The 26,399-nt window shown below is 50.3% G+C and carries 20 protein-coding genes; 2 read left to right on the plus strand and 18 right to left on the minus strand.

The genetic code is table 11. The features are described from left to right. Positions 1-18: 18 nt before the first annotated feature. The 8 genes from ACLTD4_RS02855 to ACLTD4_RS02890 form a co-directional block, all read right to left on the minus strand. The gene (locus ACLTD4_RS02855) at positions 19-867 is read right to left on the minus strand and encodes a carbohydrate ABC transporter permease (protein ID WP_117622232.1); all 849 of its coding nucleotides are present in this window, start codon (positions 865-867) and stop codon (positions 19-21) included. A 2-nt stretch (positions 868-869) separates the two neighbouring features. Further along, on the minus strand, positions 870-1,748 hold the full coding sequence (locus ACLTD4_RS02860) for a carbohydrate ABC transporter permease (RefSeq protein ID WP_025530677.1): 879 nt from the start codon (positions 1,746-1,748) through the stop codon (positions 870-872). A gap of 107 nt (positions 1,749-1,855) precedes the next feature. Next, positions 1,856-3,175: an ABC transporter substrate-binding protein gene (locus ACLTD4_RS02865; protein WP_117622231.1), complete on the minus strand. Its 1,320-nt coding sequence runs from the start codon at positions 3,173-3,175 to the stop codon at positions 1,856-1,858. A 185-nt stretch (positions 3,176-3,360) separates the two neighbouring features. Further along, positions 3,361-4,836: a helix-turn-helix domain-containing protein gene (locus tag ACLTD4_RS02870; RefSeq protein WP_117622230.1), complete on the minus strand. Its 1,476-nt coding sequence runs from the start codon at positions 4,834-4,836 to the stop codon at positions 3,361-3,363. 15 nt (positions 4,837-4,851) lie between these two features. Then, positions 4,852-6,639, minus strand: a complete 1,788-nt coding sequence (locus ACLTD4_RS02875; RefSeq protein ID WP_055658490.1) for a sensor histidine kinase — start codon at positions 6,637-6,639, stop codon at positions 4,852-4,854. A 12-nt stretch (positions 6,640-6,651) separates the two neighbouring features. After that, positions 6,652-7,389, minus strand: coding sequence for a LacI family DNA-binding transcriptional regulator (locus ACLTD4_RS02880; protein ID WP_412331105.1), 738 nt, complete (start codon positions 7,387-7,389; stop codon positions 6,652-6,654). Next, positions 7,386-7,643, minus strand: coding sequence for a LacI family DNA-binding transcriptional regulator (locus tag ACLTD4_RS02885; protein ID WP_412331106.1), 258 nt, complete (start codon positions 7,641-7,643; stop codon positions 7,386-7,388). The genes ACLTD4_RS02880 and ACLTD4_RS02885 overlap by 4 nt, the downstream gene beginning before the upstream one ends. Next, the gene (locus tag ACLTD4_RS02890; protein WP_117622229.1) at positions 7,576-9,897 is read right to left on the minus strand and encodes a glycoside hydrolase family 65 protein; all 2,322 of its coding nucleotides are present in this window, start codon (positions 9,895-9,897) and stop codon (positions 7,576-7,578) included. Before ACLTD4_RS02890 ends, ACLTD4_RS02885 begins: the two co-directional genes overlap by 68 nt. A gap of 176 nt (positions 9,898-10,073) precedes the next feature. Here ACLTD4_RS02890 and ACLTD4_RS02895 point away from each other — a divergent pair, with 176 nt between their 5' ends. Next, complete coding sequence (locus tag ACLTD4_RS02895) at positions 10,074-11,774, plus strand: glycoside hydrolase family 13 protein (RefSeq protein WP_117622228.1); 1,701 nt, start codon at positions 10,074-10,076, stop codon at positions 11,772-11,774. Positions 11,775-12,129: 355 nt separating this feature from the next. On the opposite strand, the gene ACLTD4_RS02900 is transcribed toward ACLTD4_RS02895, so the two are convergent. From ACLTD4_RS02900 to ACLTD4_RS02925, 6 genes are all read right to left on the minus strand, one after another. Then, positions 12,130-13,914: a hypothetical protein gene (locus tag ACLTD4_RS02900; protein WP_117622227.1), complete on the minus strand. Its 1,785-nt coding sequence runs from the start codon at positions 13,912-13,914 to the stop codon at positions 12,130-12,132. Positions 13,915-13,927: 13 nt separating this feature from the next. Further along, positions 13,928-15,100, minus strand: coding sequence for a glycoside hydrolase family 88 protein (locus tag ACLTD4_RS02905; RefSeq protein WP_117622226.1), 1,173 nt, complete (start codon positions 15,098-15,100; stop codon positions 13,928-13,930). A gap of 27 nt (positions 15,101-15,127) precedes the next feature. After that, positions 15,128-16,591, minus strand: coding sequence for a sulfatase (locus ACLTD4_RS02910; RefSeq protein WP_117622225.1), 1,464 nt, complete (start codon positions 16,589-16,591; stop codon positions 15,128-15,130). Positions 16,592-16,867: 276 nt separating this feature from the next. Next, positions 16,868-18,517 (minus strand): extracellular solute-binding protein, encoded by a 1,650-nt coding sequence (locus ACLTD4_RS02915; RefSeq protein WP_117622224.1) that lies wholly within the window; start codon positions 18,515-18,517, stop codon positions 16,868-16,870. A gap of 47 nt (positions 18,518-18,564) precedes the next feature. Then, positions 18,565-19,476, minus strand: a complete 912-nt coding sequence (locus ACLTD4_RS02920) for a carbohydrate ABC transporter permease (protein WP_110323592.1) — start codon at positions 19,474-19,476, stop codon at positions 18,565-18,567. A gap of 34 nt (positions 19,477-19,510) precedes the next feature. Further along, positions 19,511-20,473, minus strand: a complete 963-nt coding sequence (locus tag ACLTD4_RS02925; protein WP_002605538.1) for an ABC transporter permease — start codon at positions 20,471-20,473, stop codon at positions 19,511-19,513. Between the two features lie 314 nt (positions 20,474-20,787). On the opposite strand from ACLTD4_RS02925, the gene ACLTD4_RS02930 reads away from it, so the two are divergent. Next, positions 20,788-23,046, plus strand: coding sequence for a helix-turn-helix domain-containing protein (locus ACLTD4_RS02930; RefSeq protein WP_117622223.1), 2,259 nt, complete (start codon positions 20,788-20,790; stop codon positions 23,044-23,046). A gap of 91 nt (positions 23,047-23,137) precedes the next feature. Here ACLTD4_RS02930 and ACLTD4_RS02935 read toward each other — a convergent pair whose 3' ends face one another. The 4 genes from ACLTD4_RS02935 to ACLTD4_RS02950 form a co-directional block, all read right to left on the minus strand. Then, a complete protein-coding gene (locus ACLTD4_RS02935) occupies positions 23,138-23,275 on the minus strand; it encodes a hypothetical protein (protein ID WP_242353813.1) in 138 nt (45 codons plus the stop codon). Between the two features lie 67 nt (positions 23,276-23,342). After that, positions 23,343-24,287 (minus strand): L-lactate dehydrogenase, encoded by a 945-nt coding sequence (locus tag ACLTD4_RS02940; RefSeq protein WP_055658475.1) that lies wholly within the window; start codon positions 24,285-24,287, stop codon positions 23,343-23,345. Between the two features lie 314 nt (positions 24,288-24,601). After that, positions 24,602-25,747 (minus strand): glycerate kinase, encoded by a 1,146-nt coding sequence (locus tag ACLTD4_RS02945; protein ID WP_117622222.1) that lies wholly within the window; start codon positions 25,745-25,747, stop codon positions 24,602-24,604. Positions 25,748-25,796: 49 nt separating this feature from the next. Further along, on the minus strand, positions 25,797-26,399 hold a 603-nt coding region (locus ACLTD4_RS02950; RefSeq protein ID WP_412331107.1), incomplete at its 5' end, for a GntP family permease.

Consider the following 26,399-nt stretch of genomic DNA (forward strand, 5'->3'; position numbering starts at 1 on the left):
ATTAATCTCCTTTCGCACTCAGCCTTTGACTGCGCCTGTGGTCAGGCCCTGAATAATGTATTTCTGAGCAAATACATAGACCACCATCACCGGCAGCATGGACAGCAGAAATGATGCGAAGGCCAGATTATAGTCAAAGGAATACGTCGTCTTAAAATTATACTGGAACAGCTGCAGCGTCCAGCTGTCCTTGGATTTGTTTAACAGGAGCAGCGGAAGCATAAAGTCGTTCCAAACGGAAAGCCCGTTCAGAATCATGATCGTGGCGGTCATGGGTTTTACCAGAGGGAATACGATCTGGATATACGTCTGAACCACTCCGGCCCCGTCGATAAACGCACTCTCCTCCAGCTCCCGGGGCACACTGTCCATATACGCCACGAAGAGGAACACGCCGTCGCGCAGCGCAAACACCAGATTTAAGACAATCAGCCCCCAGATATTGGACATATGAAAGGAACTGGCGATCTTCACTAACGGAATCATAACTACCTGGAAGGGCACGAAGAGGCCGATGACCAGATAGATATAAGAGAAACGGTAGAATTTGGACCGTCTCATGTTCCGGGAAAGTGCGTAAGACAGCGAGGGAATGACAAGCGCCATCAGGATCAGGGAACAGACCGTAATAATAACGGTATTTCCTAAATAGCGGAAATAGTTCTGTTTTTCAATAATTTCCCGAAAATTCCCCAGATAAAACTGGCTGGGAAAGGAGAAGAAATTGACCGTCGATTCCTCTCTCGTCTTAAATGCAGTAATAATTGTCACATACAAGGGCGCGGCAATCACCAGACAGCCCAAGATCAAAAACAAATATTTGAGGAAACTGGAGGGCCGCAGCTGCTTTTCCTTTTTTACATTCATGGTCAGTCCTCCTTCCTCGTCGTCCTGAACTGGAAATACGACACGACACACACCAGCACAAAGATTACGACAGACTGGGTGATCGCATAGCTGAATTTCTGGTTCATAAAGGCATTTTCATAGATTAAGAACGCAATGGACTGGGTAGAACCCGCGGGTCCACCGCTGGTCATGACTGTAATATAGTCGAAGACCGTCAGTCCTTCTTTTGTCACCAGGATGATACAGACGCTTAAGACCGGCATCAGAAGCGGAAGCGTGATGCGGAAGAAACGCTGCACTCCATTGGCCCCATCGATGGCGGCCGCTTCGTATAAGTCTCCGGAGATATTCTGCATCCCGGCGATCAGCAGCACCATGGGGATCGACACACTCCTCCAGATATGGACGATCAGGATTCCCCACATGGCAGTAGATGAACTGGACAGAATATTCTTACTCAGGAAATCAATATTTAAACTCTTTCCGATCAGCGGGATCACCCGGTAATAGATTTCATTGAAAACAAGGCCTATGGTAACGAGGCTCAGCGTTGCCGGGAAAAAGAAAGCGGCCCGGAAAAAAGTCTGCTGTTTAATCTTCGAACACAGGATAACCGCCAGAATCAGCGCGATGGTGATGACTCCCACCACAAGAATTGCACTGTATTCTACGGTGAAGACCAGCGCACGTTTGAAGACACGGTCTGAAAACAGCCTTGCATAGTTGTTGACACCGACAAATTTATACTCCTTTGCATATCCGTTCCAGTTCGTAAAACTGTAGTAAATTCCGTAGATTACGGAAAATACGAAAAAGACCGTATATAGAATAATTGCCGGCAGTGTAAATGCCATATAAGCGGCGCGTCCCGCCTTCGGCCGTTTTGGTTTGTTTTTCACGGTCCATCACCCTTTCTGAACGATTCTCTTCTAATTAGAAAGAGGGTGAAATTAGTGCCACCCGGCCAAAATGCGTCCTGGCAAGAATCTCACCCTCTCGTAAAAGCTTAGTTGTTATAGGTATCCATAATTAACTGATTTAAGTTGTCAAGCCACTGGTCTACATCCTTGGTATCAATCAGTTCCTGGCAGATATTTCCGTACTCTCCACCGAATGACGGCGGCCAGCTGTTGGACGGAACGCTCATGGTCTTACCAGTCTGGATATAATCCTTAAACATGGATTCAAACTCGGTCTTATTAAAGTTAACACCCTTGATTGCCGACGGAGTTCCATCGTAATCGGAGAACTGCTGTGCATTTTCAGGGCTGGTGCAGTACTCTACGAAACGTTTTGCCGCTTCCGGATACTTTGTTGCTGCGGAAATACTGAATGCCGTATCGATGTTGACGCCCAGACGGTCAATGCTGCTTCCATTGAAGGATGGGTAACGGAACATGGCAAACTGAAGATCCGGGTTGCTCTTTACGATCTCCGGGTATGCGAAGGTTCCGGAGAAGAACATGGCTGCCTTGCCGTTTGCAAAATCTGCGATGGCCTGCTCCTGGCCGGTTCCCAGGTTATCTTCCTGGCCATACTGGCGAAGCTTCACAATGGTCTCGCCCATCTGGCGGAGCTCCTTGGAGTCGGCAGCTGTAGTCTCTCCTGCTGCAATATCTTCAAACAGTCCTACCGGATCTTCCAGCATGGTTACGCTGGCACGGTCACAGAACTGGCGAACCGTCCATACATCCTTATCCGGGAATGTAAACGGTGTGATATCGGCTGCTTTTAACGTATCGCAGACCTTGTATAAGTCTTCAATGGTTGCCGGAATCTCAACACCTGCTTTATCAAATAAATCTTTGTTGTAATAAACGCCCAGCATATTTAAGGATACCGGGATCGAATACGATTTGCTGTCGATGAGGCTGATATCCAGAATATCATCCGCCACATTATCAAGCATCTTTTCTCCGGTTAAATCCATCATATATCCGGCCTTTACCTGCTCCCGGAAGGAAGCGTCCAGCGGGAAATGGGTAAATACGTCCGGAACCTGGTCGGAAGCCATTCTCGTCATCAGGACGGTCTCCGCATCCGGAACGTTGGTGTACTCGATCTTGATATCCGGGTTCTGAGCCTCGAATTCCTTGATCAGCGCCGTGTAATAATCGGTTCCCTCGTCCTTCATCTGGAAGAACTCAATGGTTGTCACTTCTCCTGTTGATGCGGCCTCCTTCGTCTCGGCTGCCGTCGTCTCCTCCGTCTTCTCCGTGGACGTGGCCGGCGCCGCCGTGGTCTCTGCCGGTTTGTTGGACGAACCGCATCCGGCCATAGACACTACCATTACTGCCGCCATTGCTACACTCAATACTTTTTTCATAGATATCCTCCTTACAATGCGAAAAATATGGGTATAAGTCACTTGTATCTTATACCCATATTATAGCGTTTATTTTTTTCAATCATATTGCAAAACTGACATCAACAGATATCAATTATGTTACTTTTCCGTTATTATGCATTAATTTTACATTTATATTACACGTCTTTTATTGTATTTTTACATCAGCGTGATTCAGGCCTGTTTCTCTGTGTTCCCGGAGTCCGGCCGAAATATTTCTTAAAATTCTGAATGAAATAGGAAGGGCTGGTGTATCCCACCATAAGCGCCACCTCATTGATATTCATATCCCCGCTTTCCAGGAGTTCTTCCGCCTTTTTCATACGCAGGCCAAGCAGGTACTTGGAAAATCCCATTCCGGTCCGCGCCTTGAAGAGACGGCTCAGATAGTTGGGATTCATGAAATACTTCGTCGCTGCCAGCTCATTTAAAGAGATCTCACAGTAATAATTTTCTTCCAGGAATGCCTGGATTTCGTCAATAATGTCTCCTTCATTTATGGACCGGTCCGCCTCTTCGATGCAGCACGCCATGCTGCAGATATAGTCCAGAAGCCCGCCCATGTCCTCAAAATCCCAGAGAGGCCGGTAAATCGTTTCCGTATCCATGGTAAAACAGATACCCAGAAGCGCCTGGTATGCCTGCTCCAGCTGCAGGACCGTCGCCTTTTCCTGCTGTACCAGTTTCTTGAGGCAAAACTCTTTTGCCTCCTTCACCCGCCTGGCATTCAAATGGTTTCGAATTAAATGTAAGTCTTCCTTTGAGAGCAGTTCCTTTCCCCTGTCATGATCGAAAACGTATAATCCCCGTTCCGGATCCTGGAGCCGCAGACAGCAGGCCCTTCTCGCTTGGGAGTATGCTTCCCTTATGGAATCCGGTCCCGTGAGAAGCAGGCTGACTCCGACTGCGGCCTGACGGCCCTCCTTCTTTCCCTGTTCCGCCAGCGTATTTAATGCCCGGAGCTTCTTATCAAACACCGCCATGGCACGTTCTTCCCCGCAGGAGACGATGATTCCCGCTCCGGAATGCAGAATATCCTCGAAAATCAGGTCCCGGCCAAAAGACAGATCCCGCAGCCGTATGGACAGTTCCTCAAATCCCATTCCATTCACCATGATCTGAGCCGCAAAGAAACACCCGTTTTTCAGTCCTGTCATCTCCTCGGGCAGCACGTCCTCGGGACGCTCCTCCCCCGATAAATACCGGAGCAGGAGAAAACTTCCTGCGCGTTTCTGTACGTCACGGAGCAGATCCTCCTGCCGCTTCTCCTCTGTGCGCGCCTTCTTTATAGTATCCAGGGTGTGAAACAGATCCTCTCTCTTGAGCGGTTTCAACAGATAATCCCGCACCCCGTTATGAAGGGCGGCTCTGGCGTAATCAAACGTGGCGTATCCGCTCACCAAAACCACATCCACCGAAGGAAAACGCTGGCGCACCACCTCGGATAAGGCGATTCCGTTCAGTCCTGGCATCCGGATATCCGCCACCAGCACATCCATGTTTTGCTCCTCCAGCACCTTCAAAACCTCATCGCCATTGTCACAGGAGCAGCATATGGTGCTGTCCCTGTCCCATTCCAGTATTAATTTTTCTACAGCCTTTCTGGCCAAAAGAACATCATCCGCAACTGCAAACTTCATGACTTCCCCCGCTTCCTATGACTTTTTCTCACTCTCAGGGATCCTGATGGTGATCTTTGTTCCCCTGCCTTCCTCACTCTCCAGGATCAAACCGTACTCTTCTCCATAATAATTCTTCAGACGGAAATTCACATTCAATAGACCGATGGAATCCGTCTCCTCTTTTTCCAGACACAGCGATCCCTGCTCCCGGCATTTCTCCGTCAGCTGTTTAAGACGAGCTTCCGACATCCCGGCGCCGTTGTCCTCCACGGTCAGCGTTACGACGCCTTCCTCCGAGGAAGCCCTGATCCCGATCCGTCCATCTCTCTTATCCTGAGAAAATCCGTGTTCAAAACAGTTCTCAACCAGTGGCTGAAGCAAAAATTTGAGAATCTTCTTCCCTCTGACCTCCTCGGGAACATCAAATACGGTCTCGATCCGCCCCGCCATGCACAGCTTCTGAATATTGGCATACCGCTCGATCTGCGTGATCTCATCCATCACCGTGACCAGACTTCCTCCGCTGATGTTATAACGGAACATATCTCCCAGCCCGGTCGCCAGCTCCGATATCTCCGGCACGTCCTCCAGGATGGCGATGGAATTGATGACATTTAACGTATTATACAGAAAATGGGGATTGATCTGGCTCTCCAGCATCATGATCTGCGCCTTTTTCTGTAGATTCTTCGATTCATACTCCCTTAAAATGCTCTCCTTCAGCCTGGCCGTCATGTTATTAAACCCAAGAATCAGCCGGCCTAAATCGTCCTGGCGGTTCAGCTCCTGTGTGATGGGAACCAGTTTTCCATTTTCCACCTGATGCATGCCTTCCTCCAGTACGCGGATCGGCCGTGTCAGCTTCACACTCAGCAGGATGCTGACGCCGATGAATACTGCGGTCATAATCACAACAATGATCACATAGGAGGCCATTCCCTGCATCATATGAAGCTTCAGCACCCGCCCCGCAGCCATGCTGACGATGGTTAAGTCCAGCGCTTCATTATAAGTCGCCACCATACGCCAGTCTTCCCCGGAAAAATTCAAATTCATCACCTGATTTTTATTGGCGGCAAAGCTCTCCTTCCTCTCAAGAAGCGCCTGCCTCACATGGGAAGCCATGGCATCCGTCACCCGCTGTCCCTGATAGATTACGTAATCTCCCTGCACCGCCAGGGTATCCATGCTTCCATCCTCGGTAAAGACCATAAAGCTCTGCCCGAACTGCTTTAAATCCAGGTTGATAAAGGCGTACCCCACCTGTTCAAACGTATAGGTATCCACCAGGGAGAACCCGTAGGTAATCGTCCTGACACTCTGCTGGTTGATCACGGTCTCGTAGACCGGTGACAGCATATTTTTAATCTTTTCCGCCTTCATGGTCTCGGCAAAGCCTTCGATCCTGCTCATGTAATTCTCATTATATCCGGCGCCGCTGTAGGCGTTATTTTTGTTGGACAAATAAGTGATGCTGGAGACGTAGGGATTGATTTTCGCCGACATCACATTTTTTCTCAGCTCCCGCAGAGTGGTGATGTATTCCGTCCGGTCCATGTTGAAATCATTTTTCACATACTGGATAATGTCCGGATAGACCAGATACATGGCTGAAGTGGTCTTCAAATGGTTCACAATGGTCTCCAGCCGGTCATCGATCATCTCATTTGCCTGCGTCATGTTCACGATGCTTCTGTCAATCTCCTCCTCCATGCTTCTTCTCAGCACAAGACTGACCAGTATTGTTAATGGAACCAGAATTACGACGAGACAGGCTGCCAGAATCTTTCTTTGAAGCGGAATATGTTTGTACCAGTTCATCCCCCCACCTCTCTATACGGATTCCCGGAGGCATACCTCGCAGGGCACGATCACGGTCGGCTCATACGCTTCATTCCCCAGAATATCTGTCAGCATCCTGGCCGCCAGAAATCCCTTGTATTTCTGGTTCTGGCGGATGGTTGACAGCTTTGGTCTGGCGTATTCGCTGCTCAAGAGTCCATCAAATCCAAATACGGAAATCTGTTTCGGAATCTTTATGTGCTGCCCCCGCAGTGCGTTGATGACTCCCAGGGCCATCAAATCGCTGGCGCAGAAGAATCCGTCGAGCCTCGGCTCCTTCTCCATAAGCCGGATCGCCTGTTCATGAGCCATATCGTAGCGGAAATCGCCCTTCACAATCCATTCCGGCCTGACCGTAAGCCCCGCCTGACTAAGCGCCTGCCTATATCCCTCTTCCCGCTCCTTTTCCACGATGGAATGGCCGCTTCCGGTTATCATGGCAATGCGTTTCCGGCCGCGTTTCACCATGTGTTCCACGGCAAGTCTTGAATAATAGGCATTGTTGACGATGACGCATCCCTTTCTCTCCCCTGTATACGGAATATCGATGAAGACACAGGGGAAATCCCCTTCAGCCAGCTTCTTAACCGCCGGTTCATCGTAATCCGCATTCATCAGGATCATTCCTCCCGCCCCCCGCTGCCTGCAGTACGTCTCGAAGCATTCCGGGCTGTTCTCCATCATATATACCACGGTCTCATAACCGTTCTGATTGGCAAATGAATTCACTCCCTGCATAATCCAAAGAAAAAGGAGGAGTTCTCCGTCTGCTCGCTGACCCCTGTCACGACAACAGCCAGCTGCATCGGCTTCTTAGCAGATAACGTCTGTGCCGTCAGATTTTTCACATATCCCATGGCCGCGGCCGTCTGGCTCACGCGCCGTTTCGTCTCCTCGCTGACGTCCTGTCTGCCGTTAAGCGCCCGGCTCGTCTGTGACACCGACAGGCCGCAGGCCTTTGCTACATCCACCAGTTTTACCATACCGCACCTCCTCATGATCCACTGTGATCTCAAACCTTTCGCCTTTCCAGACGAATGAAAATGAAACACTTCGCCAGGATTCCGGCAGATGGGGTTCCATCGCAAGACGCCCATCCTTTACCGATAATCCGGCGAACCCCAGAACGATACACTGCCAGATTCCGCCCATTGCCGCCGCATGAATTCCCTCTGCGGAGGACAGCCCGCCGTTTAAATCCACTCCGGCGGCCTTCCGGAACAGCCGGAAGCTCTCCTCTGTCATACCGAGGCGGGCCGCCGTCATGCTGTGCACATTAAAGCTTAAGGACGAATCGTGAACACAACGCGCTTCATAATATTGATAATTTTTAAGAATAATATCCTCCGGAAACAGGTCCGGCATCGAGGACAGCAGCATTACCACATCTGCCTGCTTTAAGACCTGATATCCGCAGAGCTGCTCTACATTAAAGCTTTCCAGAATCTTCCTCCCACCCTTTTTAAACGGCGTCAGGTCCAGTTCCGGCAGATTTAAAAACGCCTCATCCTGCGGAATGATTCCCCTGTCATCCGGCTTTGGAAGCACCAGCTTCTCCGCCCGGTCCTTCATCCATACTTCTCTGGAGACAGCGCCCGTCCTCTCCTCCAGTGCTTCCAGAAGATCCGTCTTACCTGCCTGCCGGAGCCTTTCCAGGATGCGGAGCGCCTCATTGATATTCCATGAAGCCATATAATTCGTATAGGCATTGTTGGATACGTGTTCACTGTATTCATCGGGTCCGATCACGCCGTGTATCTCGTACTGTTTCTTCTCTTCGTTCCACTCCGCGCGGGAAGCCCAGTACAGCGCCGTCTCCAGTATCATCTCATAGCCGCATTCTTCCATAAATGCGGTATCGTCCGTGGCTTCAAAATACCGATGGACCGCGTACGCAATATCTGCATTGACATGAATCTCCTGGGTACCGGTATAGATGGGAATCGGCTTTCCCGTCACCACGTCGGGCGCTCCCTCTGACGGTGTGACCTCTCCGTCTGTAATCCAGGCGCTCTCCCATGGGAACAGCGCCCCCTCACATCCGTACTGCGCCGCCTTTTCCTTCGCCTTCGGCAGCGTGAGATAGCGGTAACGCAGCAGCCGTCTGGCCACCTCCGGCTCTGTGTACAGCCAGGCCGAAAAGAGGAACATCTCCGTATCCCAGAACGTATGGCACTTATAGGCCTCCCCGGACAGCCCCTTCGCACCGATATTCATCCGCTCGTCATGCACTGGCGTCATGATTCGCAGGTGGTAAAGGGCAAATCTGGCCGCACAGGAATCAAACACCTCATCGCTGTCAATCCGGATATCATGTAAGTCCCAGTACCTTTGCCACGCCTCGCCGCTCTCTTTAAGCGAATGCTCGAATCCTGCTTTGGCGGCTTCGGCCGCCAGTGCATTGGCATCATCCACGATGGAAAGGCTCTTGTGTTTCCCACACGCTGTCTCTTTGAAAGGTGAATCTGCAAAAGGGCTTTCGCCGTCCCAATACTCTGCATCTCTGGAGGTATAAAAAGCGGCCGCATTTTCAAGCACGATCTCCTCCCCTTTTTCCGCGGAAATATGGTAGAGCGTTCCAATCCTGCGCCGGTCCATGTCAATGGAAGCGCGGTATGATCCTGCAGTCAGCCTCGGAGCGCAGACAGCGGCAAAGCGCACCCCTGAATCCCACGCCTGAAACGACAGTTCCTCCCGCTCTCCCGGAACGCAGTGCCTCGTACCTTCCGTAAAATGCTGAGCCCCGCTGTTACTCACCTGTCCGTTGATTCCGGTCCTGATCTCCAGCTTTGCCGGTTCCTCCAAAATCAGAGACAGTCTCTGCATCAGCAGATGGCGGTTCTTTAACGATACAAACCGCTCCATCTTTACCTTCACCTGTTTCCCCTGTTCCGTTCTGTATGTAAAGTGCCTCTCAGCCAGCCCATTATCCAGATGAAGCACGGCACAGTAATCCTCATGATTTCTTCCGCTCAGCTGGAGCAGCTCCCCGTCAATAGTAATCTCCTTTCCCATCACATCCGGAAGATTCGGAAGCTCAGAGACCTCGCCAAAACAGGAATCATACGTCCCTGCAATAAACGTATCGCGTTTCTGCCCGGGAACCGGCTCATCCACCGCGCCACGTACCCCCAGATACCCGTTTCCCTGGCAGAACAGCGATTCCATCTGGGGCTGCCACGCCCGATCCCACCGGGACACCGACACGCTCCATTCCCCCAATTCTATTTTTTCCATAAAATACCTCACTTTTCCAAAACGTTTGTGGTACAAATATGATTCTATTATTGCAATATTACACGTAAAAGTCAAATATTTTATATAGAATATTTACTTCTTTTTCAAATGTGAATGAAAACGTTTGTGGGATCGGTTATCTCATGCTACAATAGCGTTAAAAGGAGGGGATTTCAATGAAAGAAACTTGGTGGAAAGAGGCGGTTGTCTATCAGATTTATCCGAGAAGCTTTATGGATTCCAATGGAGATGGAATCGGAGACCTGGGAGGAATTATCCGGAAACTGGATTATTTGAAAGAGCTGGGCGTGAACGTGATCTGGCTTTCCCCCATCTACCGTTCTCCCAATGATGATAACGGATATGACATCAGTGACTACTGCGAAATCATGGAAGAATTTGGCACCATGGAGGAATTTGACCGGCTGCTTAAGGCGATGCACGAGAGAGGATTAAAGCTGATGATGGATCTGGTCGTCAACCATACCTCTGACGAGCATCCCTGGTTCCAGGCTGCGTTAAAGGACAAAAACAGCCCCTACCGGGATTATTACTTCTTCCGGGATGGGAAACCGGGCGGTCTGCCGCCTAACAACTGGTGCAGTCATTTCGGATTTTCTGCATGGGAAAGGGAACCGGAGGGTGATCAGTATTTCCTGCATCTGTACACAAAGAAACAGCCTGATCTCAACTGGGATAATCCGTCTGTGCGGGAAGAGGTGTACCGCATCATGCAGTTCTGGACGGATAAAGGAATTGACGGCTTCCGCATGGATGTAATTAACTACATCTCCAAGGCCGCGGAGCTTCCTGATATGCCTGAGGATGGCCCCTATCTGGCCACACCTTACTTTGCCAACGGCCCGCACGTCCACGAATACCTTCAGGAGATGAACCGGCGCATCCTGAGCCAGCGGGATTTCATCACCGTCGGCGAGATGGTCTCGGTCACCACGGACCAGGCGCGCCTCTATACTCACGAAGACCGCCATGAGTTAAACATGGTCTTCACCTTCGAGCACATGTATCTCGATGCGGTCGGTGAAGACAAGTGGCAGATCCGTCAATGGAAGCTGTCCGAACTAAAGGCCGTATTCGGGAAATGGCAGACCAGCCTTGCGGACGGCTGCTGGAACAGTCTGTACTTAAATAACCATGATCAGGCACGAATGGTAAGCCGCTTTGGGGACGACAGAAAATACCGCGTGGAAAGCGCCAAGATGCTGGCTACCTTCCTTCATACGCTCCAGGGAACTCCTTATATCTACCAGGGCGAGGAGCTGGGTATGACCAACATCCGGTTCAGCTCCATCGGCCAGTACAAGGACATCGACACGCTCAACCATTATGCCGAGGCTGTCACGGTATTTCACGAGGATCCGGAACACGTTATGGAAGCGATCTACGCCAAAGGGCGTGACAACGCCCGGACACCAATGCAGTGGGATGCCTCCCCGAATGCCGGATTCACCGACGCGGTCCCATGGATTCCCGTCAATCCAAACTACACAGAGATAAACGCGGAAGCGGCCATCCGTGACAATGAAAGTATCTATCATTACTATCAGGATCTGATCCGTATCCGCAGAAATCATAAAGTTGTTGTCTATGGAGACTACAATCCGGTATGCGAAGAACATCCGTCCATTTATGCCTATACACGGCGCTATCAGGGGCAGATGCTCCTGGTGATTCTTAACTTTTTCTCAGATCCGGCTGTCATTGACCTTCCCAAAGCGTGCCTTCCGGAAAACGGGGTCCGGCTGATTGGAAATTATGAAGACGCTCCGGCCTGCGAGGTGCATATGAAGCTTCGGGCGTTTGAGGCTGTGGTATTCCTGGGAGGGGATGGGGGTGTTTCAATCCACGCTCGATAATTTCACAGAGTGCGACTGCATCTTATAGATGCGAGGCTTGACTTCATGTCAGTGGGGGAATTCTCGCTTATTTTGTTAAAATGTGTAATTTATTTTTTTAGGGTACTTGAAAAATACAAGTACCCCGTGTATAATGTAACTAGAAGTAATCAAGGGCTAACAAGAAACCGATGATTGCCGATCAAGCAGACAGTAATTTTAAGTTACCGGGCTATCCTCTCTGCCAAGAGGATAGCTCATTTTCTATTCTGGTGATTATCCAGATATGTAAGTACCGTAAATATCACTATAATTAACGATAATATTTTCATTTATAAATCAATTCCGATTTACAACCATATGAAGTAAAACAAAATCATAATCCATCCTCTTCCCCACTCTCAACTCTTATTCCTACCTCAGCCCAGCCTGCCTGCGGATTGATCTGTACCCGAAGCGCCTGCAGCCCGGGTATAAGATTAAAGATACGCTCTGTACTGTACGGTAAACGCATCTCCCGGTTTGACTCCATCAGCACCTGCCCGTTCTTCTTACATATTATTACCCGTTTTCCATTCTCCTCCACTGACACCGCTTCATCGGCGCCGCTCACTAATGGACAGATCAGCGTTCCGTCATCAAACTCCGCCCGAATGCGCAGTTCTTCCCCTGAAACCTGGTAAGTAAAACAATAGCTCTGTTCTCTGCCAGACAACGTTCTGCGTTTTTCGTCTCTCAGCTTTCCGCTGGCAGTAACCAGTCCGCCTTCTACCGATACCCGGACATCGTCATCATAGAGACTGCTGTACACAATACCGTCCTTTTCGGCTTCAATTCTCACTGCCAGACACTCCTGTCTGACCCGGCAGGGAACCTGCATATTGTTTGGTTCCTTTAAAGTATACCGGCTCATCCCGGCACACAGCAGAGTTCCCAGTCTCTCATGGTGAAGAAGAGACAGTGTTCCGCCCCCGACATGGCCTCCGGGTAAATACTCCCAGTCACAGGCTGTCACCGTGGCTGTCATGGATCCCTTTGTTGCAGTCCAGCTTTCCGTCTCCGGGTAATACCGGATTCCCTCGGTCCGCTGTCTTGGCAGGCGCCGCTCTGTCCGGTCGTCTGCTCCCTTCCGCACTAAATTTCTGTCCAGAATTCCAGCCAATACCTTTGCATGGGTAAATGTATGATGAACGCACGGCGCCTGACCGGCCAGCCTATAATGCGGACCTCCCGCCAGCAATCCATCCACGGTACATTCCTTCAGCAGATTTAGATTTCTTACAGCCGCCAATACAAAATCCGGGTTGTCATCTGCCAGAAGCAGGTATCCCAGCGCACAGCCATCTGAAGTGCGGCTCCCCCAGTAGCTCCATTTATAATTTCTTGTCCCAAAACTGTTGTCCCAGGCACCATTTTCTAGTAAAAACGGCAGATGCGCAGCCAGTCCCCTTTCTGCAGCCTCCAGAGCTCTCCGGTCTCCGCTCAGATGGCCGTACAGAGCAAGAGACGGCAGCGTCTCCTCAACATTGTACCCGATATCGATGGGGCGGCAGCCTCTTGGACTCCTCTTTTCACGAGGCACCCCCTCTCCATACAGCAGATCATGTTCGGTAAATGGAAGCCCGGACGGCTCAGCCAGTTCTTCCGCTTTTCGTTTATAGCGTTCCTCGTGCAGCACCAGCCAGCACTCATATAAGGCCAACGCATTGGATATGGGATAATTGATATTATTATCCTTTAATTCATCAAACCGGTACAGGAATTCTGCCGCCAGCTTCAGGCGCTGTCTCCAGGCGGCTCTCGTTTCGTCTGACAGCAGCGCTTCATGAAACAACAGGCAGTCCGCCAGCTGGATCACATTAAAAACCGTCGTGCCCTTCCAACCGGAGTCAATATCATTTAAAAAGGAGCCCTCCTCCTGTGACACCGTATTTTCCGCCCAAATAAAAAGCCTCTCAGCGGCTTTCACCCATTTTTCATCTCTCTCAAGCGCAGCCATACATAAAAAGGGATACATCGCCTCAAAGCAGCGCCCGTGAATCTTCCCGCACGCGGGGCAGAGAAGGCCGCCGTCAAGCCTTGGGTTATTCGTATTCCTGATCTGAAGGCGATGCATGGCTTCGCACCATTCCTTCAGGAGATCTCTGCATACTTCTGCCATATCATTTCCCCCATTACCAGTATGGATTCCAGTCATATTTTAATCTCACCAGACCTTCCAGATAATAATAATCCCCCCAGAGATTGCACTCGTCGATCCCATGGTCAATACAGTCGTTGTAAGGCGTCTTTCTCCCATATACTCCGTGCAGAAGAAGTCCATCCGACTCTGAATCAGATTTCGCCGCGCAGGTGTCATAAAGCGCTTTCATCAACCGGCTGGCAATTCCAGTATAGTACGAGGCCTTCTCCTCCGGCAGATATTTCGCCATCTCCAGCATACCGCAGGCCGCGACCGCCGCCGCAGAGGAATCCCGGGGTTCCATACTGCCATCCTGGAAGATAAAATCCCAGTATGGAACGAGACTGTGGGGAAGATGATCCAGGAAATACCCGGTTACCTCCTCAAACAGCCTGAGATACTCCGGATTTCCCGTATAGCGATAGCTCAATGCGATGCCGTACACGCCCCAGGCCTGTCCTCTGGCCCATGCGGAGTCGGCGGAATACCCCTGATGTGTGACTCCCTTCAGCGGTTCCCCTGTCTCCGGGTCAAAATAATAGGTATGGTAAGCGGAACTGTCAGGACGGATCAGCACGCTCAGTGCCGTATGTACATGGGCCTCCGCTTTTTCCCTGTAAATTCTGTCTCCGGTTACCTCGCCGGCCCAATAAAGCAGCGGCAGATTCAAAAGACAGTCGATAATCAGCCGGTAATTTCCAGGCTCATCTGTCCTTCCCCATGCCTGCAGGAACTGCCCCTTCTCATGAAAACGCTCCAGAAGCCTGCGGGCCGCCTTAATTGCGGTTTCCTTCGCCTCCTCGCTGCCGGTCAGCTTCCAGGCCGCCACACAGGATGGCGTATACAGAAATCCAAGATCATGGGTATCCGTCTCAATCTGATGATCGATGCGGTACCGAAAGGATTGGGTCTGCGCAAGCGCCGTCCGTTTCATCTCGGGATCGCCGGAACACTCATATGCCAGCCACAGCTGTCCCGTCCAGAAGCCGTTGGTCCACTGGTTATTTGGCGCTTCCGTGTAAAAGTGATTGGTACTGAAAATATGTTTGAACCCGGTCCCGAATCTGGACATGGAAAAACGGGTCTGGGACACGGCTGTTTCGAGGGCCTCCTCCAGTTCCGCCGCAGCCAGCTTCGGATAGTTCTGTAACTCTTCTTTTTTCATTCTCTTCTCCTGTTCTTCCTGTTTTTATTATAACACAGGAAAAGCCTCATATTTACGCCGGAATCCGGCCGCATCAAAGGGAGCCATTGTGAGTAAATCCCCTGTTTCCCGGCTGTGCGCGGCTAAGCGGTTCGCCATCTCTTCCGCTATCTCATCGTGTTTTCCGTCAAACATCAGATTGGAAGTTTCCTGCACATCCTCCTCCAGATCGTACAGCTCATAGAATGTTTCATCCTTAAATAAATCCACGATCAGCTTCCATCTCCCCCATATCATACAGCGCTGAAAATTAGACCGGGAGCCATTTCCGTCATACTGGATATAAGCAGAATTTCTGCCCTCCGCCCTGCTCTCTCCACGAAGCAGCGGCATCAGCGATGTGCCGTCCATTTCATTTCCGCTATCCATCTGAAGGTAATCACACAGTGTAGGCAGTACGTCGATGTGGCTCACTACCTGGCCATACGATTTATCAGAAGGTGTGAACCCCTTCGGGAACTTCATAAACAGCGGCACGCGGGCCGATTCCTCGTACATACACATCTTCTGAAACAGGCCGTGGGAGCCCAGCATCTCTCCGTGGTCACTGGTAAAGAGAATCAGGCTGTCATCATAGATTCCCTGCCGCTTCAGCTCCTCCAGAACCCGCCCCACGCAGTGATCCAGCATTCGCACCAGCCCCAAATAGACTCTCCATGCCTCCTTCCAGTGCTCCCGCCCGTAGCGGGTCCCCACGATTCCCGTCAGATTATACATCTGAAGCGGGGACTGCCTGGGATAGTACACGCCGATATTATCCGGAAGCGCAAAGTCCTCCGCGCCCACCGCCCTGTACCATGGATCCGGTATCTGAAGCGGTGGATGAGGTGCTAAAAACATGGCGTTTAACAGAAGAGGCTTCGTGGTATCCCGCCGCCGCAGGCCTTCCAGCGCCATTTCCGTAAAATAAGAATCAAAATAATACTGCTCTCCCGGTTCATACCTCCCGGTCTCCGCGTTGGAATAGCTGCTCACCCTCGTAGCCTTTCCGTCCACCATTTCCGGTACCTTTGTGCGGAATTTCCCGCCTCCCGGCATGGCAACGCCGTGTTCCTTCAAAAATTCTTTATAACTCTTCTCCGTGGAAAACCAGCGCGTACCGGAATCCACACGGTCTTCCAATTTTCCTCCGGTTGTAAACAAATGCTGCTTCCCACTGTGGATACTGTCCCAATCCCGCTCCATCATTGTGTATAAGTTGCCAATTTCCGGCCTGACATCTCCATAAACGGCGTCGGCCGGCTCCCACGGGTTGATCAGAGAACCGTTTCTGTTGGGATAAGTTCCGGTAAAAAACGAACCTCTGGCAGGCACGCAGAGAGGGCAGGCACAGTATGCCCGGCCAAACGCAGTCCCATCCGCTGCAATTGAGTCAATATTAGGGGTAAATCCCTTTCCCAGCACATCATACCGCAGCTGGTCCGCCATAATTATAATAACGTGTGGCTTCAATTTCCGTCTCCTTTCCTTTTTACAAAGAGCCGCACCAGAGCATATTTGGCAACAGCTCTGATATACGGCTCTCCTGATTCATTATTTCCGCGTAACAGTTCAGGACGGCGGGAAAAATAGTGCGAAAGCAGGCGTTAAGCTCGCTTATAAGACTGTTTTTGCACTATTTTTCACATCGGATGGACATACGATGCTTCTTGACCGGTTTTTTCGGTCAAGAAGATAAGCCGTCCTGAACAGTTACATTTCCGCAAAATATGGGGTAACAGGCGCTCCTTATTCTGCGCTGTAGCGGGCATAAGCGTCCTTATAAATCTGGATATAGCGTTCCACATTCATATCCTGAAGCTTCTTCTGGAACGAATCCCACTCGTCCTCCACGCCGCCTTCCACGATCCAGCCTGCATACTTCTGGGCTACGTAAGAGTCAATATCTGTCTGCAGCACGCCGATTTCTTCAATCTCGTCCCCAGTGAAGAACACATTGGGATACATCTCGTCGGCCGGTACATTGTACGGAGCATAGAAAGCATCCAGTTCCTTACGCTCTGTTAAGTTAGCGTTTAAGTCCAGCTTGTCAATGATCGGCTGCATCACTGCGAAGGTTCCGTCATTTCCCGGGCTGTAATCATGAATTGCCGTATCGAGAGTGACGCCTTCCGGCAGCTGCATCTGGTGGTAACGGCCTTCTCCGGTCTTCTCCAGAACGTGGCCCAGCAGGCCCTGGCAGATCTCCAGAGAACTTTCCGGATCGTAGGACTGATCGATCCAGCGCATCAGAACTTCCGGATGCTCCGCTTTGCTGGTAATTGCGAAGGAACCCTTGGAGATGATCTTTGCATCCACGGTTCTCCAGATGCGCTCGCCGTTGGTATTGATAAGCGGCGCCATGGCTACGTAGTCATCCTTGTTGGCCGCCGCTGTGGCATTGCCGCTCCAGCCTAAAAACATGCCGACAATCTTGTTGGGATCCTGAATTTTGGCCACATAGACGTTAAAGTCATGTGTGAATGCTTCCTTGTCCACCAGCCCCTTTTCGTACAGGGAATGGAACCAGGAAATGGCCTCTTTATACGGTTCTGTCATCGGCGTATATACAACATCTCCGTCGTTGATCACGAAATGATAGATATCATCCAGCTGTCCGAAGGTTCCGAATAAAGACTGGATTCCCTGCTGCCTGTTGTAAGGGTCGCTGGAGCTCATACGGAACGAAAATGGGATTTCATCGTTTGTATTGCCGTTTCCATTGGGATCTCCGTCCTTGAAGGCCTGAAGAACGGTTTCCAGCTCTTCCCTGGTCTCCGGCACCTTAAGTCCCAGATTATCGAGCCAGGTCTTGTTGATGAACAGCTTGTCATGCGTGGTCGGATTTAACTCATTGATGGTTGGCAGCGAGTAGATATTGCCATCCGGCGCCGTAATCTGCTTCCTGTACTGCGGGTTCGCGTCAAGAATCGCCTTTAAGTTGGGCGCATACTCGTCTATCATATCATTTAACGGGATCAGCATTCCCTGGGACGCATACTTGATGATATCCACATCTTTTAAGATATCCTGTCCGTAAAATGCATCCGGCAGCGTATTACTTGCAAACAGCAGGCTCTTTTTCTCATTCCATCCGTCATCAGAGGACATATTCCAGTTGACGATTACATTCGTATCCGTCTCCAGCTTCTGAAAGAATTCCAGCTCCTTAAAATTTTTATTTTTCTGTGTGCTGGCCGCGATCTCATACGTAATCGGCTGGTTGACGATGGGCAGACCTTCCTTATTTACTTCAAACGCAGCCTGCGTCTCTCCGGCTTCCGCGGCTTTGGTGGCTGCCGGCGCTGCCGTCTCGTTGACAGCCTTTGGCACACAGGCCGTCAGGGCCGATGCCATAACCGTAACTGTAAGCAGTGTACTCATCAATCTCTTTTTCATTGTTTCCCTCCTGAAAAAATATAGTTTTATGTAATTTTCCTTCCAGGTCAGCCCTTGACGGAGCCAACCATAACACCCTTTGCGAAATGCTTCTGCAGGAACGGATAGATCACCAGAACCGGCAGAGTCGATACGATAATGACGCCGTACTTGATCAGCTCGGCAGCCTTCTGCTGTTCAATGATGCTGTCCACATCGCCCAGGCCGGAAGCCTGATTCTGAAGCAGAATATTTCTCAGTGTCAGCTGCAGCGGATACAGCCCCTCATCCCTTAAATAGATCAGGCCGTTCATGAATTCATTCCAGTGCGCGACGCCGTAATAGAGGACGAGCACCACCACAATCGTCTTCGACAGCGGAAGCACAATGCTGAAAAAGTACCGGATATGACTGCAGCCATCGATGGAAGCCGCCTCGTACAGTTCCTCCGGTATGCTGTTGCTGATATAATTAATGGCGATAATCAGGTTAAACACGTTGATAGCCGGAAGCAGAACCATAACCCACGGCGTATTGTACAGATGAAGGTCGTTCATCCATAAGTAAGTAGGAATCAGTCCCCCCTGAAAGTACATGGTAAACATGACGAACAGCGTGAGCGGCTTCCTGGCAAAAAAGTTCTTTCTGCTTAACGGATACGCCAGCATCATGGTAAGAATCACGTTGATGGTGGTTCCCACCACGGTATAAAAAATGGTATTGCTGTAGGATCGCCAGATCTTCGTATTTTCAAATATTTTCTCATAGCCGGTCGTGTTAAACCCGACGGGCCAAAATGCCACCTGGCCATTGTTGATCGCCACCGGATCGGAAACCGACGCGATTACGATAAAATATAGTGGATACAGTACACAGACTGCCACCAGGCCGAGTACGAGATAATTAAAGATATCAAACAGGCGGTCGGCCGGCGCCTGCGTCCCAAAGCTTCTGTGCAGCTTCGTTTTTTTCTGTGCCATTTTGTCCTCCTTGTTATGAGCACTTGGCGGCTCGTTACCACAAACTGTTGTCAGTCGTCTTCTTCGCAATGTGATTGACAGTGACCAGAAGTATGATATTGACCAGATTGTTAAACAGGTTGATGGCCGCTGAATAGCTGTACTGTGCATCTATCATACCAACTTTATAGATATAGGTCGATATAATTTCACTGGCTGCCAGATTCTGGGCATTCTGCATTAAATATGCCTTCTGGAATCCCAGATTCATCACCTTTCCCACCTCCAGAATCAGCATCATCACAACCGTAGGCAGGATACCCGGAATATCGATGTGCCAGATCCTCTGCCACTTATTGGCTCCATCCACCTGTGCCGCTTCATATAAGTCGGGGCTGATTCCCGCCAGCGCCGCGATATAGATGATTGCGCTCCACCCCGCGTTCTGCCAGATACCCGAGAGTACAAATGTCAGCTTAAAATACTTCGCATCTCCCAGAAAGAAGATGGGCTCACCTCCGAACAGCTGAATCACCTGGTTGATCAGACCATTTCTCGGTGATAAGAATATGTACAGCATACCGGTCAGGACGACGATCGATATAAAGTGCGGGCAGTACACGATCGACTGCACAAATTTCCGGAACCTCTGGTGCTTCACCTGATTCAGCATAATTGCCAGAAGAACCGGAATCGGGAACCCCAGCAGAATCTGTAGAAAGCTGAGTCCCAGCGTGTTCTTAATTAATGGCCAAAACTGGGAAGATGAAAAAAAGCGATCAAAATGTTTGAAGCCGCACCACTGACTCCCCCAGATTCCGTCCACCGCCCGAAAATCCTTAAAGGCGATCTGCACTCCATACATGGGTACATAATGGAACAGAATAAAATACAAAATAGGAACTGCACATAATAACAGAAGCTGCCAGTCGCGCCTCAGCGCCCTTTTCACTCTGTAAATCCCCGGCTTTCCGGGTGCAGGCCCGACCGCGTGTTTCGTGTCAGTACTCCCCCTCATTCCCTGAAACCTCCTCCATATTTTTTTGTCTGACACCAGTATAGCGGCAGTACCCGCCTCGTTTCAATTCACATTTTTTGCAGGCCTTCCAGCCATTTTTCCAGCGGTTATAACCGCATACTGTTTTTGCTTTCTACATTTGCCATTTTTTGCTTCTTTGCAGAATTTGCACTAGATTCCATGGGGCTTTCGGCCATTTTTTATTTATCTTTTCCTTGTCCTTATTTTCTTTCGCGGTACTTTGCTTGAAAGTGTTGTGCATTTACCATATAATAAATATTGTTAAATATCAGAAACGGGGGCGGTGAGATCTTATGCTGAAAACAGGGAAAAAGCGAAAATTCGGGAGGCACTATATCCGCTATCTGATCTCCTATATGACCGTGCTCTTAATCCCTCTCGTCATCCTGACCTTCTTCTATTCCTCCCGATTTATGAAGAAATTTTATGATGAGATCTACGAAACCGTAGACTTAGAGCTGCTGCAGATCAGCACTCAGCTCGACAATGAGCTGGAGTCCATGTTAAACATCGTAGGGCAGCTGACGCTGACCGGAACGATACACGATGCCTCCGAGGCGGAAAATCCACTGGCCCTGAGCCCGACCATCACCTATCTGTCGGCCTTAACCTCTGCGAACCCTTTTATCCAGGATATCGTTCTGATTCTGGATGGGAAAGAATACGTGGCCACCAGTTCCACGACCTGCCGGAAGGATTATTACTTCAGCCGCATTTTCCGCGTTCCCGGCATGAGCTCCAGGGAATTCCAGGATCTGCTTCTGAACAGCAAGGCCTCCTTCTGTCTTCCCAGGCAGAAGCTTCTCAACCTGGACTTAGGCCCTGCCGAGGCAAACGTCGTGCTTTTTTCCTACCCGGTCTTTACCGATTATCAGAAACACGAGGGCACAGCTCTCTTTTATGTAAACAACAGCTCCATCGAGGCACTTTTAAGCCAAAAGCTTCAGAGCTATCAGGCGCAGACCTATATCCTGGACCAGAACGGGGCCGTCGTAACCACCTCAGGGGAACACGATCGGATGCGCGGCATTTTAAGCACTTATCTGGGAGATTCCATAGAACTGTCGTCCACGACCAGTATAGATGGGGAAGAATACGTCGTCCGCACGCACCGGTCCGAGAAAAATGGGTGGACGTATCTGGCTTTTATTCCGGACAGGCAGACCACATTTTCCCAGGTTTCTTCTATTATGAAGGAATTCCTGCTGGCTATCGTGATTATTCTGCTTATCGCCAGCTTCACCATCTTCTTTTTGCAGAAGGTGAATTACGCGCCCGTCCGCCGTCTGCGGGACAGGGCAAAGCTGATCTCCCCGGACGCTGCTTCCTACAACGAACTGGAAACCATTGCCGGAGCGCTGGATTACTTATCTACTCAGAACAGTTCACTGTCCACTCAGCTGGCCAACAGCCTCACAGCCGTTAAAAATGAACGCTTATACCGCCTCTTAAACGGCGCCTACGCTTCCAGAGAAGACTTCAATCTGGATTGTTCGGAGCTGGACCTCTCCCTGCCAAATGAACACTTCACCGTCAGTATCGTGATGCTGCATAAGCAGTTTGACAGTTTGGACGGGCTGGCGCAGGAGATTAAGAAGCAGTTTTCCGTTCCTTATATTTACTATTACCTGCATAATTTCCATCCCAACCAGATCGTGCTGCTCATGAACCAGCCGGATCATATGCCGGTCTCGGCAAGATTTTTCGGGGATGTGCAGAAATATTTAACCAGGCAGTACGGGCTGATGACCACCGTCGGAATCGGCACCTGCGTGAACAGTACGGAGCGCATCGCCCAGTCCTATATGGAGGCAGTCAGCGCCCTGGACTACCGTTTCGTAAAGGGCAACGGCACCGTCATTGAGTTTCGGGAGGTCCTGGGGCCGGCGCACGCAACGGTTGTTTACCCTCACAAGGAATTTGAGAGTCTTAGAAATGCACTTTTTTCCCAAAATGAGCAGAACATCAGGGATGCCATTCAGAATATCATTCATTTTATGGAGCAGAGCCAGCTTCCTCTCTATCTGGCCAGAAGTATCTGTTTTGACTTAATCCATCTCGTAAATGAACACTGCCGCGGTCAGAAAAATGCGGCCTCCAACTCTCCGATCGAACTGTCGGGTATGGAGACCGCGCAGGAGATTATACAGATGCTCCGGGCCTGGAGTGAGCATTTGAGTGGGCTCACCGCCTCCGCGGCCAAACGGGTCGTTCTGGATGAGGTTATGAAATACTTAGAGGCCAACTGCCTCCGCTGCGATTTTTCCGCTTATGAGGCAGCCGGCCACTTCGAGATGACGCTTCCGGCCTTCAGTAAATACTTTAAAGAGCAGACCGGTCAGAATGTTATGGATTACACCATTCACCTGCGGATGGAACGGGCAAAAGAACTTTTACGTACCACCGCGCTTCCGCTGAAAGAGATTTCCGAAGCCGTAGGCTACTACAATATCTCCAGCTTTACAAGGCGTTTTAAATTAAACCAGGGGATTACCCCCAGTGAATACCGAAAGGTGTTTGTAAAAGACAAGTCGGAAAGACCACCATGCTAAAATGCCCCCCCTCCATCTGGCACCAAAAACAGAGGTGGCACCCGAATATAATCTGGGATGCCGCCTCTGTTATTTTTAATTAAACTGTCAGTTATTCCGTTTTCTCCAGCATTCCCATTCCCGCAGCAATCTTCTTTCCAAAGATCAGGACGATCAGTCCTGCCGCGCAGGTAATCAGGCCAATCACCAGGAAGAACGGAACCTCAGAACCCTCCTTATAGAAATTCACTGCCAGGGTGTTAAGCGCCGCACCCGTGGACTGTGACTCGTGTTTGAAAATTAATCACAGGCCAGCTTTACAGCTTCAGCTCTCCAATAATTTTCTTCAGCTCCTCGGCCGAATACACCAGTTTTCCCATCTCCATTAAGTCCAGGGGGATATCCAGCACCTTTTCCGCGCCTTCCTGGCCGACTACCGTCGGGATGCTTAAGCAGATATCGTGAAGTCCATAGAGCCCGTCTAAGTAAACCGATATCGGCATGATGGAATGTTCATTCCGGATCACAGACTCAGCGATTCTGCAGACCGCCATGGCCACACCGTAGTAGGTGGCACCTTTTTTCTCTATAATCTCGTACGCGCTGTCCCGGACGCTCTGGTAAATGCGGTCCATGGACTCCATATGATCGAAATATCCCCTCAGTTCACAAAAATGATTCAACGGGATCCCCGATACGTTTGCCGCGCTCCACACAGCCAGCTCACTGTCGCCGTGCTCCCCGATGATAAATGCATGAATGCTTCTGCTGTCCACGTCGAGATGGCGGCTCAATAAGTATTTCAGCCTGGCCGTATCCAGAACAGTCCCGGAACCGATGACTTTGTGACTGGGATAACCGGAAAGCTTAAGCGCCACATACGTCATGATATCTACCGGATTGGACACGATGAGCAGCGTCGCCTCCTGATTCTTCTCCACGATCTTCGGTATAATACTCTTGTAAATCTCCACATTTTTATGGACCAGATCGAGCCGTGTCTCTCCAGGCTTCTGATTTGCTCCCGCTGTGATAATGATCATGGCACAATCCGCGATATCCTCATAGCCTCCGGCCTTGATTTCCATAGGCTTCGTAAACGGCAGACCATGGCTTAAATCCATCGCCTCCCCTTCCGCCTTCTTTTCATTGGCATCAATCAGAATCAGTTCCGAAAAAATCCCCTTCTGTACAAGGGAAAACGCAATAGATGTTCCTACAAATCCACAGCCGATAATGGCCGCCTTCTGAATATTTATCATGATGAACTCCTCCTTTAACCAGGTTTATTTTATGCTGCTGTCCGGCACGGCATGACTGCGCCGCCTCATGAACCGGAAAACAGGGTGCCTTTGCATAATTTACTCAATGGTACCGGCCGTGATATTTCCAGCCATTTCCATCTGATTACAGTATAGCAGAGTTTACCATACACCACAATAGTAATAATGATAATTAATATCATTTATTCATCTTACATTTCCTCTATTTACACAAAAAATGGCAGGACTGCGCAAATGATTGCGAAAGCCCTGCCATAAAATTCATCCTGTCATAACACTTATCTATAAAAGCTTTATCGAACAGAAATCTTCATTCCCGCCTTTACCATACGGAATGCCCGCTCCGCCGCTCCGGCGTACAGCTCTTCCGCCCGTTCCAGCGCCTCATCGATCCCCATGGCCCCGTTGATGGTGGTGATAATGCTGTCAATCCCGTGATCGAATATCATCTCCGCCTTATCGCCCATACCGCCGACGATGGCGATCGCCGGGATTCCCTTCTTCCGGCAGCGATTGCCGATTCCGCTGGGAACCTTTCCAAAGGCAGACTGCCAGTCGATTCTTCCCTCACCGGTTATGACCAGATCCACACCTTCCAGAAGTTCATCAAAATGAATCAGATCCAGCACCGTCTCGATTCCCGACTTCATCTCCGCCTTAAGGAATACACAGAATGCCGCTCCCAGACCGCCGGCAGCGCCGGAACCCGGAATCTGGTCCACATCGGTACCCATTTTCTCCCGGATCAGGGCCGCGTAGTGAATCATTCCCTGCTCCAGTTCATCTAATATCTCCGGAGAGCCGCCTTTTTGCTTTCCAAACGTATAGGTCGCTCCGTCAGGACCCGTCAGGGGATTGTTTACGTCACACATAATGGTAAACTTCGCATCCTTTACTGCACTGTGAAGTCCGCTGATATCAATGTCCGCCACCCGTGCCAGATCGTTTCCGCATCCGGGAAGCTCCTCTCCGTTCTCGTCAAGGAAACGAATTCCCAGCGCACGCATGGCTCCCATGCCTCCGTCGTTGGTCGCACTGCCGCCGATCGCAATCGTAATATCCCGGCATCCGCGGTCAAGAGCAGTTTTAATCAGTTCACCCGTTCCGTAAGTCGTTGTAACCCTTGGATCTCTTTTATCGACAGGCACCATCGGCAGTCCGGATGCCGCCGCCATCTCGATGACAGCCGCACCGTTCCCCGTCTCGCCGTAACGGCTGACCACCTCTTCCATCAGAGGACCGTGTACGTCTACTTCGTGGATCGATCCGTGAAGTACGGATATGACAGCGTCGATCGTACCTTCCCCGCCGTCGGCCACAGGAATCCCCATGGTCTCGCAGTCCGGGAACACCTTCCTCGCAGCCGCGTCCAGAAGCGTAATAATCTGTTCAGAAGACAGTGTCCCTTTAAATGAGTCCGATGCAAATAAAAATTTCATTGTCACCTCTCCTGTCATGTAATTAGTAAAATACTTCAACCCGCCTCCATTATCTGAATACTACGGATAATAAGAAGATCCAAACCATGGATGCGATGCCAAGTACGAGTGTACATAACGTCTGTGTCTTATAACCCTGTTCCGGCTCCATCTCACCGAAGTTGGTAACTACCCAGAAGTAAGAGTCATTCGCATGGGAAACCGTCATTGCGCCAGCACCGATTGCCATAACCGCCAGCGCCGCACGTACCGGTGACGCGAGTCCCAGAACACCCATGAGCGGTGCAAGGATACCAGCCGTAGTCGTGATGGCCACGGTCGAGGAACCCTGTGCGGATTTTAAGATAGCCGCAAGGATGAATGGGAAGAAGATGCCGATGCTTTCCAGTACAGACGCGTTGGAGGTGATATAATCAACCATACTGGTAGAGGAAATCACTTTTCCGAGCACGCCGCCCGCCGCTGTTACAAACAGGATCGGTCCTACTGTCTTTAAGGTATCATTGGTTACTCCGTAGAATTTATCCATCTTACCGGCCTGTGCCATCTGAATGACGCCAAATACGGTACCTACAGCCAGAGCGATAATCGGTGTTCCAAGGAATGTTGAGATATCGAATAAAAATCCGGTCCAGTGAGCCATGGAAGCGAT

Source organism: Hungatella sp. (assembly GCF_046966825.1).

Excerpts from the sequence above, each read along its gene's own strand:
- ACLTD4_RS02920 (WP_110323592.1), bottom strand. The coding sequence starts at position 19,476 with ATGGCACAGAAAAAAACGAAGCTGCACAGAAGCTTTGGGACGCAGGCG.
- ACLTD4_RS02925 (WP_002605538.1), bottom strand. The coding sequence starts at position 20,473 with ATGAGGGGGAGTACTGACACGAAACACGCGGTCGGGCCTGCACCCGGA.
- ACLTD4_RS02905 (WP_117622226.1), bottom strand. The coding sequence starts at position 15,100 with ATGAAAAAAGAAGAGTTACAGAACTATCCGAAGCTGGCTGCGGCGGAA.
- ACLTD4_RS02865 (WP_117622231.1), bottom strand. The coding sequence starts at position 3,175 with ATGAAAAAAGTATTGAGTGTAGCAATGGCGGCAGTAATGGTAGTGTCT.
- ACLTD4_RS02890 (WP_117622229.1), bottom strand. The coding sequence starts at position 9,897 with ATGGAAAAAATAGAATTGGGGGAATGGAGCGTGTCGGTGTCCCGGTGG.
- ACLTD4_RS02915 (WP_117622224.1), bottom strand. The coding sequence starts at position 18,517 with ATGAAAAAGAGATTGATGAGTACACTGCTTACAGTTACGGTTATGGCA.
- ACLTD4_RS02900 (WP_117622227.1), bottom strand. The coding sequence starts at position 13,914 with ATGGCAGAAGTATGCAGAGATCTCCTGAAGGAATGGTGCGAAGCCATG.
- ACLTD4_RS02855 (WP_117622232.1), bottom strand. The coding sequence starts at position 867 with ATGAATGTAAAAAAGGAAAAGCAGCTGCGGCCCTCCAGTTTCCTCAAA.
- ACLTD4_RS02885 (WP_412331106.1), bottom strand. The coding sequence starts at position 7,643 with ATGGTAAAACTGGTGGATGTAGCAAAGGCCTGCGGCCTGTCGGTGTCA.
- ACLTD4_RS02895 (WP_117622228.1), top strand. The coding sequence starts at position 10,074 with ATGAAAGAAACTTGGTGGAAAGAGGCGGTTGTCTATCAGATTTATCCG.
- ACLTD4_RS02930 (WP_117622223.1), top strand. The coding sequence starts at position 20,788 with ATGCTGAAAACAGGGAAAAAGCGAAAATTCGGGAGGCACTATATCCGC.
- ACLTD4_RS02945 (WP_117622222.1), bottom strand. The coding sequence starts at position 25,747 with ATGAAATTTTTATTTGCATCGGACTCATTTAAAGGGACACTGTCTTCT.
- ACLTD4_RS02940 (WP_055658475.1), bottom strand. The coding sequence starts at position 24,287 with ATGATAAATATTCAGAAGGCGGCCATTATCGGCTGTGGATTTGTAGGA.
- ACLTD4_RS02875 (WP_055658490.1), bottom strand. The coding sequence starts at position 6,639 with ATGAACTGGTACAAACATATTCCGCTTCAAAGAAAGATTCTGGCAGCC.
- ACLTD4_RS02870 (WP_117622230.1), bottom strand. The coding sequence starts at position 4,836 with ATGAAGTTTGCAGTTGCGGATGATGTTCTTTTGGCCAGAAAGGCTGTA.